Annotated in this window: 10 protein-coding genes; 3 read left to right on the forward strand and 7 right to left on the reverse strand. The window is 66.0% G+C overall.

The features are described 5' to 3' along the window. Positions 1–113 precede the first annotated feature (113 nt). The 3 genes from sodC to ACZ60G_RS37385 all read left to right on the forward strand — a co-directional run bounded on the left by sodC (position 114) and on the right by ACZ60G_RS37385 (position 3,470). The gene (gene sodC / locus ACZ60G_RS37375) at positions 114–800 is read left to right on the forward strand and encodes a superoxide dismutase[Cu-Zn] (RefSeq protein ID WP_063044908.1); all 687 of its coding nucleotides are present in this window, start codon (positions 114–116) and stop codon (positions 798–800) included. Positions 801–813: 13 nt separating this feature from the next. Continuing rightward, complete coding sequence (locus ACZ60G_RS37380) at positions 814–1,959, forward strand: glutamate--cysteine ligase (protein ID WP_465816440.1); 1,146 nt, start codon at positions 814–816, stop codon at positions 1,957–1,959. 224 nt (positions 1,960–2,183) lie between these two features. Next, positions 2,184–3,470, forward strand: a complete 1,287-nt coding sequence (locus ACZ60G_RS37385; RefSeq protein WP_465816581.1) for a DUF5933 domain-containing protein — start codon at positions 2,184–2,186, stop codon at positions 3,468–3,470. An 18-nt stretch (positions 3,471–3,488) separates the two neighbouring features. Here the strand turns inward: ACZ60G_RS37385 and mnhG are convergent, their stop codons facing one another. The 7 genes from mnhG to ACZ60G_RS37420 all read right to left on the reverse strand — a co-directional run bounded on the left by mnhG (position 3,489) and on the right by ACZ60G_RS37420 (position 10,959). Further along, the gene (gene mnhG, locus ACZ60G_RS37390; protein WP_063044911.1) at positions 3,489–3,821 is read right to left on the reverse strand and encodes a monovalent cation/H(+) antiporter subunit G; all 333 of its coding nucleotides are present in this window, start codon (positions 3,819–3,821) and stop codon (positions 3,489–3,491) included. Further along, the gene (locus tag ACZ60G_RS37395) at positions 3,818–4,078 is read right to left on the reverse strand and encodes a monovalent cation/H+ antiporter complex subunit F (RefSeq protein ID WP_465816442.1); all 261 of its coding nucleotides are present in this window, start codon (positions 4,076–4,078) and stop codon (positions 3,818–3,820) included. The genes mnhG and ACZ60G_RS37395 overlap by 4 nt, the downstream gene beginning before the upstream one ends. After that, positions 4,075–4,641, reverse strand: a complete 567-nt coding sequence (locus ACZ60G_RS37400) for a Na+/H+ antiporter subunit E (RefSeq protein WP_465816444.1) — start codon at positions 4,639–4,641, stop codon at positions 4,075–4,077. Before ACZ60G_RS37400 ends, ACZ60G_RS37395 begins: the two co-directional genes overlap by 4 nt. Beyond that, positions 4,638–6,242, reverse strand: coding sequence for a Na+/H+ antiporter subunit D (locus ACZ60G_RS37405; protein WP_465816445.1), 1,605 nt, complete (start codon positions 6,240–6,242; stop codon positions 4,638–4,640). Before ACZ60G_RS37405 ends, ACZ60G_RS37400 begins: the two co-directional genes overlap by 4 nt. Then, a complete protein-coding gene (locus ACZ60G_RS37410; protein ID WP_465816446.1) occupies positions 6,239–6,610 on the reverse strand; it encodes a Na(+)/H(+) antiporter subunit C in 372 nt (123 codons plus the stop codon). Before ACZ60G_RS37410 ends, ACZ60G_RS37405 begins: the two co-directional genes overlap by 4 nt. Beyond that, entirely contained in the window at positions 6,607–9,489 is a 2,883-nt protein-coding gene (locus tag ACZ60G_RS37415; RefSeq protein ID WP_465816448.1) for a Na+/H+ antiporter subunit A, read from the reverse strand. The genes ACZ60G_RS37410 and ACZ60G_RS37415 overlap by 4 nt, the downstream gene beginning before the upstream one ends. Positions 9,490–9,600: 111 nt before the next feature. Continuing rightward, on the reverse strand, positions 9,601–10,959 hold the full coding sequence (locus tag ACZ60G_RS37420) for a hypothetical protein (protein WP_465816450.1): 1,359 nt from the start codon (positions 10,957–10,959) through the stop codon (positions 9,601–9,603). Positions 10,960–11,008: the final 49 nt, after the last annotated feature.

The raw sequence follows: 11,008 nt of genomic DNA on the forward strand, positions 1-11,008 counted from the left end.
CGACACGGCCCGGTCACGGGTGCGACACGGCGGGCGTGGCATCATCTTGTCCGGTAACGAACGTGTCCACCCAGCTTTACTCGTAAACTCGGTACTCGTAAAGGAGTTCCCCGATGGCCCCGTCCACAACTCGTCGCCCGTCCTGGCGCACTGTGACCCCGGTGCTCGCTGTCGCGGTCTTCGGGCTCGCCGCCTGCTCGAACAGTCAGGAGTCGAGCGACGTCCAGGGAACTACGCCGCCCGTGTGGACCGGTGCGTCCGCCCCGCCGGCCGGTGAATCCGGCACCGAGACGGGCGCCCCGAATGCCAACACCGGGGTGAAGGTCGACCTCAAGGACCCTGCGGGTTCCTCGGTCGCCGTCGCGAACATCACCAAGGACGGCAATCACCTCCAGGTCAGTATCGAGGCGCACGGCTTGCGTCCCGGTTTCCACGGCCTGCACATCCACCAGGTCGGCAAGTGCGAGCCCAATTCGGTAGCGCCCACCGGCGGACCCGCGGGTGACTTCCTGTCGGCCGGCGGGCACCTGCAGGTCGGCAGCGCCAACGCGCATCCGGCCAGCGGCGACCTGACCTCGCTCGAGGTCCGTGCCGACGGTTCGGCCAAACTGGTCACCACCACCGATGCGGTGACGCTGGATGACATCAAGGGCAAGGCCCTGATGATCCACGCCGACGCCGATAACTTCGGCAATATCCCCAACCGTTATGTCCGCGCCGACGGCGTTGCCGGCCCGGACGACACCACACTGGCGACGGGCGACGCTGGCGGTCGCATCGCCTGCGGTGTAATCCAGTAGCAAGGTCACCGATATGGCCGGGACAGCAATCGCGCGGGTTCCCTTCCCCGGGTCGCCCCGGCCGACCATCGGTATCGAATGGGAGATCGCGCTCGTCGACAAGGTGACCCGCGATCTGTCGAATACCGCTGCGGCCGTATTCGATTCGCTCGGTGACCTACATGCCTACGACGGAACCCCGCAGGTCACCAAGGAATTACTGCGCAATACGGTCGAGCTCGTCACCGGTGTGCACAACACCGTGGGCGAGGCGGTCGACGATCTGCGCGGCACCATGGATACCGTGCGCCGTGCCGCCGATCTGCTCGGCGTCGATCTGTTCTGCGCGGGCACCCATCCGTTTGCCCAGTGGTCGGCCCAACAATTAACGCGCTCAGCGCATTACGACGAACTGATCGATCGCACCCAGTGGTGGGGCCGCCAGATGATGATCTGGGGCGTCCATGTGCATGTCGGAGTTTCGCACGGCGAGAAGGTTTTTCCGATCCTCAACTCGCTGCTGCTGTCGTATCCGCATCTGCTGTCGCTGTCCGCGTCCTCGCCGATGTGGGCGGGCGCCGATACCGGCTATGCCAGCAACCGAACGTTGATGTTCCAGCAGCTGCCCACCGCCGGTCTGCCGTTCCAATTCGAAAACTGGACCCAGTTCGAGCATTTCGTGCACGACGAGATGAAGACCGGGGTTTTCGAACAGCTCGGCGGCATGCACTGGGATATCCGGCCCGCACCGAAATGGGGCACCATCGAGGTGCGCGTCTGCGATGGGATCTCGACCCGCGCGGAGCTGGCGGCCATGGCCGCGCTCATCCACTGCCTGATCGTCGATCTCGATCAGCGCCTCGAAAACGGCGAGACGCTGCCGACCATCCCGCCGTGGCATGTCCAGGAGAACAAATGGCGCGCGGCCCGCTACGGCCTGGACGCGATCGTCATCGTGGACGACGACAGCAATGAGCGGTTGGTCACCGATGATCTGATGGATCTGCTGCAGCGGTTGGAGCCGACCGCCAAGCGGCTCGGTTGTGCGGACGAACTCGCACTGGTGGCGGAGATCCCACAGCGCGGCGCGTCGTATCAGCGGCAGCGCAAAGTGGCCGCGAGCACCCAGGGGGATCTGGTCGCGGTGGTCGATGCCCTGGTCAAGGAGTTGGACCAGTAGTTCCGCCTGGTCGAAAGGTCGGCTGACGTTCAGCTGGTCAGGGGGATGGCGTTCATCCGCCGTTTACTATGGTCGACGTGCTTGTCGAAGATCCGGGTCAAAAGGGTGGCAGCGTCTCCGCGGCGCGAGCGACGGGCCCGCAGGCGGTAGCGGAGCGTAACCACGGAGGGACCCGGGAGCGCCGCAAATCGAATACCGAGTGGGTGCGCGTGCCGCGCTCGCGGATCTGGACGGCGGCCGCGATCGCGGCGGTGCCGGTGCTGCTCATCGCCCTAGAGGTGGGTTCGATCGGGCACGATTTCGAGGGACCGCTCGGCAGTCTGTGGCACGACTATGTCGGCACACCCAAGTCCATGTCGGTGCCGTGGGCCGGACTCATTCTGGCCCTGGTCGGAATCTCCAAGCGCCGCAGGATGATCGCGGTCGGCATCGCGGCGGGTATCGACGTGGTGTGGGCGAGTATTCGACTGCTGAGCGGCGAGTCGTTCGCCATCGGCAATGGGCCGACGCTCGTGCTCACCGGTCTGGCGCTGGTCGCCGGATTCCGCTGGAGCGGGCGGGAGCGACGCAATGCGCTGCACGCCGCCGCGCTGGGCGCATTGCTGGTGCTGGCCACCAAGGTCGGTGATGTGTGGCTGCACATTACGGTCGTCAGCCGCCCACAGGTCTATGACGTCTATGTGGCGCTGGCCGACCATGCGCTCGGTGATCCATCCTGGGTGATGGGCCGCGTGGTGGATGCGCTCGGACCGGTGGTCTATGCGGTGCTGCACTGGGTCTATATCGAACTGCCGGTGGCGGCGATCGTCGTCGCGGTGTGGCAGCTGCGCCGGGTGGTATCGAGCGGGGTGTGGCCGACCCACTATCTGGTGCGCACCTTCCTGGTGCTCGGACTGCTCGGTCCGGTCATCTACGTGATCTTCCCGGTGGTCGGCCCGATGTTCGGTTACGGTGCGGATGGCCACGGCATGCAGGTGGGCAACTTCTGGCCCGATTTCGTCCCGCCGATCGATCGCAATCCGACGCCGCTGTCCTTCGACTCCTTCACGCCACGCAACTGCATGCCCTCCATGCACACGGCTTGGGCGCTGTCGGTCTTCGTGCACACCCGCCGGGACACGGACGGCTCGCAGGCTCCGCTGTGGCTGCGCTGCCTCGGCGCGTTCTGGTTGGCCGCCACGCTGACCGCGACGCTGGGCTTCGGCTACCACTACGGCGTCGATCTGGTCGCCGGTGCGGTGCTGTGCCTGACCGTCGAATCCGCGTTGCGCGATCCCGAGCGTGGCTGGGGTTGGTTCCGGGTGCGCCTGGTGCTGTTCGGTGTGGTGATCCTGGGCGCGCTGTTGCTCTCGTTCCGCTATCTGGCGGTTTCGATGGCCGAATATCCGGTGCTGGCCGGGACTGTCGTGCTCGCGCTGCTCGCCGCTATGGCAGCGGCATTCCATGCGACGTGGTTTGCCGGGGCTCCGGTGGTCGAGGCGGAAGAGGTTCCGGTCGGCGCTGCTCGATAGCTCTGAGCGCTATCCCGCTTACAACGTGTCGTCGCGCAGTTCATTCACCCGCAGCAGCCCGTCGCGGTAGCGCTGCTCCCGATACGCCGTGCGCCCGATCAGATGCGCGATGACCGGCGCGGTGAGCAGCGTGAACAGCCCGACCAGCGCCAGCAGCCAGATATTGCCGTGCCCGCGCAACTGGATCGCCACCCCTTCCAGAACCAGGATCAGGCCGACGACCTGGGGTTTGGTGGCGGCGTGCATGCGCGAGAGAGTGTCAGGAAAGCGCACGATCGCGATCGACGCGGTCAGCGCGAGTGTCGCGCCGCTCAGGATGAGGACGCCGGAGGCCAAGTGCCACAGATTCATACGTCATCCCGAACGCGGAATCGGGATACCGCTGCGGAGCCGAGGAAGCCGACCAGCGCCAGCGCGACGATCGCGGGAACGACCGTGGTGTCGTCGCTGTAGGCGGCCCAGACTGCCAGGCCGGAGGCGGCGATGGCCATCAGCGAATCGATGCCGACAACTCGGTCCAGGGTGTTCGGACCGGCCAGGATGCGGTAGCTGACGATCACCGCGGCGGCCATCAGCATGATGCCCGCCACAATCGCGACGACGTTCACGACTCCACCTCCGGAGTTGTTCGGGCCGAACGCCATTCGGTGGGGCGTTCGAACGACGAGATGAGCAGCCGCTCCAGGCGCCGGGTGATCCGGTAGAACGTATCGACCGCCTTTTCGCTGCTCATGTCCAGGACGTGCACATAGAAGACACAGCGCTGCCGGTCGATCTCCAGCACCATGGTGCCCGGAATCAGATTGAGCACATCGGCGCACAGCACCAGCACCAGATCGGATCGCACACTGAGATTCACCCGCAGCACACCGGAGACCGGCGGCGGCGCCGGACGGATCGCGAACCAGGCCACCTGCAGACTGGATTCCAGTGCGTAATACGAACTGACGACGATCAATGCGATCAGCGACAGCGGATGTAGGCGTCCTGATACCGGCACGCGCGGCAGCGGCAAGGTCAGCATGATCAATGCACCGACGAGGAGACCGGCCAGCAGATTGCCCACACTGAGATCACCCCAGAGCGTCAACCACACCGCCGTCAGCCACAACAGCACGCCTACGCGCACGACTGTCGATCGATTCGGGACAAGGCGACGGGCGGTGCTCATCGGATCGTTCCCTTCGCCTCGGCATGCGAATTGCCGAGCACCGCACCGACATACACCGCCGGATTGCTCAGATCGTCGGCGGCGCGGTCCGCGATGCGCAGAATCGGACCGGCGAATACGGTCAGGCACAGACCGACCACCACGAGCGCCGCTGTCGAGCCGACCATCAGCAGCGGCATCCGCCCCGGATCGGTGCGTTCGTCATAGAGCACATCGGTGGAATCCTCCACCAGAGTCGGTGGTTTCGCCGCGGTGAGATGCCCCTCCGGCGCCTCGACCCGCGGCCGCCAGAACGCCTTGCTCCAGACCCGCGCCATGGCATACAGCGTCAGCAGGCTGGTCAGCACCGACCCCGCGACCAGCACCCAGGCCAATACGCTGCCGGCCGCCGCACCCGCCTGCAGTAATGCCACCTTGCCGATGAATCCCGAGAACGGCGGTATACCACCGAGATTCAACGCGGGCAGCAGGAACAGGATCGCCAGCAGCGGACTTGCCGCCGCCAGACCACCGAGTCGTCGCAGCGATACCGATCCCGCCTGCCGCTCGATCAGTCCGACCACCAGGAACAGCGCCGTCTGCACCAGAATGTGGTGCGCAACATAGAACACCACGCCGGAAAGCCCTGCGGCGGTGGAGAGTCCGATGCCGAACACCATGTAGCCGATGTGGCTCACCAGGGTGAACGACAGCAGGCGCCGGATATCGCTCTGCGCGATGGCGCCGAAGATGCCGACCACCATGGTGAGCAGGCCGCAGACCAGCAGCACATTGTCGAATCCGCCGTCCGGGAACAGCAGGGAGTGCGTCCGGATGATCGCGTACACACCGACCTTCGTCAGCAGGCCCGCGAAAACGGCTGTCACCGGCGCGGGTGCGGTGGGGTAGGAGTCGGGCAGCCAGTTCGAGAGCGGGAAGACCGCCGCCTTGATACCGAAGGAAACCAATAGCACGGCGTAGACGGCCATTCGAATACCGTTGGGCACCTGGCCCATTCGCACCGCCAACTGGGCCAGGTTCAGTGTTCCGGTGGCCGCGTAGGCCAGCGCGATGCCGGTCAGGAAGATGAGCGACGACACCATCGAGACCATCACATACGCGATACCGGCGCGGATCCGGTCGGCGGTCGCGCCCACAGTGAGCAGCACGAACGATGCGGCGAGCAGGATTTCGAAGCCGACGAACAGGTTGAACAGATCACCGGCCAGGAATGCGGCCGAAACGCCCGCGGTGAGTACGAGATACGTCGGTCGATAGATCGAGGTCGGCTGGCGCTCGTCACCGTCGCGGATGTTCTGGCCCGCACCGTAGACCGAGACCGCGAGCAACACGATCGCGGAGACGAGCAGCATGGCCGCGGATAGTCGATCGACGACCAGCGTGATGCCGATCGGCGTACCCCAGCCGCCGACCTGCAATGCGGTGGTCCCTTCGCGATCGACCAGATACAGCAGCACCCCGCAGATGCCCACCACGACCGACAGCACGAAAATCATGACGAAGCGCTGGATACGCGGCCGCCGCCCGAATACCAGCGTGCCCGCCGCCCCGAGCAGGGGCGCCAGGACCGGTAGCGGCGCGAGCGTGGTCAGCAGACTCAATGCGCCGGATCCTCTGCCTCGCGCCGGGCCGCGACCTCGGCGTCCTCCGGATCGTTCTGCACGGTGTCGGTGGTGGTGAGGATGTAGGAGCGATAGGCGAGGGCGAGCACGAAGGCCGCCAAACCCATGGTGATCACGATCGCGGTGAGCACCATGGCCTGGGCCAGCGGATCGGCCATATCCCCGCCCTCACCACGGATCGGTGGCCGACCGTCCCGTCCACCGACGGTCAGGATCAGCAGATTCACCGCATTGCCGAACAGGATCATGCCGAGCAGCATCTTCGAGACCGCGCGTTCGAGGATCAGATAGACACCGCACGCGACGAGAATCCCGATCAGGATCAGCAGGGTCAGATTCGCACTCACTGGAAACGTCCTTGCGTCGAGGCGGATTCGTCCTCGTCGGTGGCCAGCTCACTGTCCAGGCGCGCGCCGAGGCTGCGCAGCACGTCCAGGACCAGACCGACCACGATGAGATAGACGCCGAGATCGAAGAACAATGCGGTGACCACCTTGACGTGCCCGATCACCGGCAGCGTCACCTCCAGGATCGCCGACGACAGTGGTGGCGCGCCGAGCAGCAGTGAGGTGCTCGCGGTTCCGGCGGCCAGTGCCAGACCGCCGCCGAGTAGATGCCCCGCATCGACGGGCAGTGCCTCGCCGAGTTCGTAGCGGCCGCCCGCGAGATAGCGCAGCGTCAGTGCTAGTCCGGCGGTCAGTCCGCCCGCGAAACCGCCGCCGGGCGCATTGTGGCCGGAGAAGAAGAAGTACACCGACAGCACCATGACGGTGGGAAAGACCAGTCGCGTGGTGACCTGCAGGACCATCGATCGTTCGCGCCGATCCACCAGTCGCCCCGCGGGCAACCAGCTGATCAGGTCCGGATCGTAGTCCGGGGAGTCCGCCGCGCGCGGCGCGCTGCCGAAACGTCGGCTGCGGAACACCAGCGATGCCACACCCGTCGCGGCCACGACGAGCACCGAGATCTCGCCGAGGGTATCCCAGGCCCGGATATCGACGAGCAGAACATTGACGGCGTTCTTACCGCCGCCGAATGTGTATGCGGCATCGGGGATCAGCCGCCAGATGGGTTCGGTGGAGCGGGCCGCGACCGCGAAGGCGGCCAGCACCGCGACCGACGCACCGACGAGTGCGGACAGGATCGCCCGACGCACTTTGAATGCGGCCGTGCGGCTTTCGTCGATTTCGGCCGGGAAGGCCCGCAGCACCAGTACGAAGATCACCAAAGTGAGCGTCTCGACCAGGAATTGGGTCAATGCCAGATCGGGCGCACCGTGCAGCGCGAAGATCACACCGCAGCCGTAACCGGTGACGCCGACGACGAGCACGGCGGCCAACCGGTTGCGCAGCACCGTCGCGGCCAGCGCCATGACGGCCATGATCGCGCCGATGGCGACCTGGAACGGCGAATCCCACAGGCGCAGGCGAACTCCGGTGCGTGTGCCGAGCGCGAGCAGCACCGTCGGCAGCAGGATCAATGTCACCAGGATCGCCGCCTGACTCAGCGGCAGCGAACCGCGCTGCACCGCACCGGTCATCCGCAGCGACAGCCGGTCCATGGCGCGCAGGGTGGCGTCGTAGGCCCGGTCGGCATTGCCGAGCATGGTCGCGGATTCGCCGATGCGACCACGCAGCTGGAACACCACGATGCCCGCGCAGATGATCAGGATCGTCAGTGCCAGTGTGACATTGAAGCCGTGCCAGAGTGCGAGGTGCGAATCGAGCACGCCGGGAAGGGTTTTCGCGTAGGGATTCAGCAGTTCGTCCATCCATGGCGCGCAGAGACCTGCTATCAAGCTCGCAACCGCGAGCAAGGCGGGTGCAGCTGTGAACTGCGCGCCCGGCGCATGCCAGTGACCAGTTTCCGAATAATCCTGCTCCGCAAGGTGCACGTCCCCGTGCAGATCTCCACTTTCGGGCTTTCGGGACGGCAACTCCCTATCCGCAAAAGCTCCCCAAATGAACCGAATGCTGTAGCCGACGGTCAGCATGGACCCCAGCACCACCCCGACCGCCAACGCGACCCTCGCCGGTTCGGCGAGCACACCCGCATCCAACACCGCGGCCAGCGCACTTTCCTTGCCCACGAACCCGAGCAGCGGCGGAATCCCGGCCATGCTGAGCGCCGCCAGCACCGCGACCCCGCACAGCACCGGCGCACGCCGCCCCAGCCCCGACAACTCCCGCAGATCCCGCGTACCTGCCCCGTGATCGATGATCCCGACCACCATGAACAAACACGCCTTGAACAGCGCATGCGCCACGATCAAGGCCGCACCGGCCAGTGCCGCATCCGGCGTCCCCAGCCCGACCAGCATGATCAGGAACCCCAACTGGCTCACCGTCCCGAAGGCGAGCACCAGCTTCAGATCCGTCACCTGCAACGACCGCAATCCCGCGAGCACCATCGACGCCACCCCGAGCGTCAGGATCAGCGGATGCCAAGCGGGGCTATCCGCGAATACCGGCGCCAACCGCGCCACCAGATAGACGCCCGCCTTCACCATGGCCGCCGCGTGCAGATACGCGCTCACCGGTGTCGGCGCCGCCATCGCACCCGGCAGCCAGAAGTGCAGCGGCACGATCGCCGATTTGCTCAATGCCCCGACCAGCAGCAGCACCACCGCGACGTCCACCGCGGTGCCGGCGGGCGGCCCGGCGAGCAGATCCGACAGCAGATAACTGCCGCTCACCTGACCGAGAATGACGATTCCGACCAGCATCGCCAGCCCGCCCGCCCCGGTTACCAAGAGCGCCTGGATCGCGGCCCGCCTGCTCACCGCCTGTTCGGCATTGTGGCCGACCAACAGGAACGACAACACCGTCGTCATTTCCCAGAAGACGAAGAGCAGCAACATGTTATCGCTGGTGACCAGGCCGAACATGGCCCCGGCGAAGGCGACCAACTGGGCCGCGAACACCTGCAGCCGCGGTTCGTCGTCCTCGAAATACCGTGCGCAATAAGCCAGAATTACCGCGCCGATGCCGAGCACCAGCGCGGACATGATGGCGGCCAGCGAATCGAAGCGCAGCTCGATATTCATCTCGATGCTCGGCGCCCAACCGGCCCGAACCCGCTGTGTCCTACCCCAATTCGCGATCACCCAGCCGAGACAGCCGAACGGTACGAGCGCGAGTACGTAGAAACCGTTGCGCCCCAACGCCCGCACGCACAACGGTGCCGCAAGTGCGGCTGTCACAAGTGCGAGCAGGATACCGAGCAAACTGCACTCCGTCGGGTAGTTGCGGCGGGGTGATACCGAATGATTCTACTTGGAGCCTGGGGGTTTCGTCGGCCGAGCGAATATGGCGTATCCCATCTCCAGGCGGCTGGGCTATATATCCGCTAACGTTTCGTCGTCGACGGAGCGCCCCGGCCTGGGTCGGCTGCGCGGCCGGAATCGGCGCAGGACCACCAACCCGAGGGTCGAACCGAGGGCGATCGCGAGCGCGGTCCGGCCGGCCAGCGCTTGATGGTCTGCGCCCCCGTTCAGCGGCCATTCGGCGGTGTCGTGCGGCAGGGCCGTGATGATCGACGGCAGATACAGCGCGGAAATGGCGAGCACCCCGCTCGGTGCATAGCGGGGACGCGCGGTGCCACAGCAATAACCGGCCGTGAGTGCCAGGACCGCGCTGCCCGCCGCGGTCACATAGCGATGGGCGTCGGAGGATTTCACCAGGGCGAATACCGTGAGTCCGGTGATCAGCAGGATGGCGATGAAGGTGGAGGGCAGGCGGATCCCGATCAGCAGTCCGACGGCGGTGACCGCGATCAGCGCGGCGACGCTCCACCCGGGCCGCGGATTGCCGCCGATCGCCTCGGCGGCGGCCACCAGACTCACCGCCAGATACACCCCGGTGCCGTCGCGCCCCGGTAGCAGCATGGCCGCGGCGGTGGCGGCGATGATCGTTGCGGCGACCGCCATCCCGATTTCGACCGCATGACTGACGTTCGGCGCATGTTGATACTGCCGCGCCAGCCATTCGGTAATCGCCAGGATGACCAGTGCCAGCACCATCGAGGCCAGGATCGGCGTGACCGGAAGTTCGACGGCGATCCGCGGCGGCTTCGACCTATCGGGCTGGGACCGATTGCGCAGCGTACTGATGATCAGCAGGACCACCGCCACGCTGACGAGCCAGGGTGGCGGTGTCTCGAGCACCGCGTACGGATTGTCGTCGGCGATCTCCAGCAGTTCCGCGAGATCACCGAAGACGAAGAAGCCCGCGGCGCCGATCGCGAAGCCGGCCGCGGGCCCCGGTCGGCGTAGCACCGCCGCGCCCAACGCGCCGAGCAGCACACCGGCCAGAATCGAATCCAGATAGTTCTGGGTGGTCAGCAGGTCGGCCGAGGAAACATGGCGTCCGGCGAAGTGATTGACGTCCATGGCGACCGCGCCGAACAGTGCTGCCGCCCATGCCACCAGCGGCTTGTGGAAGGTGATCACCAGCACCGCGACGGCCACCGCGACGATCACCCCGATCGCGGCACCGCGCGGGACGCTGTTGTTCAGGCTGGCCAACCGATACGGCGAAGTGTCGGCGCTCCAACTGAAGGTGATCGGCAGGAACATTGCGACGCCCGCGACCGCGGCCCCGAAGAAGGCCGTGATCGTGTCGATCGCATTGCCGATCTTGCGCACCTGGTCGAACTTACCCGCGCTCGACGCGGGAACCGATGATTGCGCCCACATTGCCCGAATATGTCGGATATGCGGAAAACGCAGGAAGACAGCGATTACC

Source organism: Nocardia sp. NPDC102475, assembly GCF_055584605.1.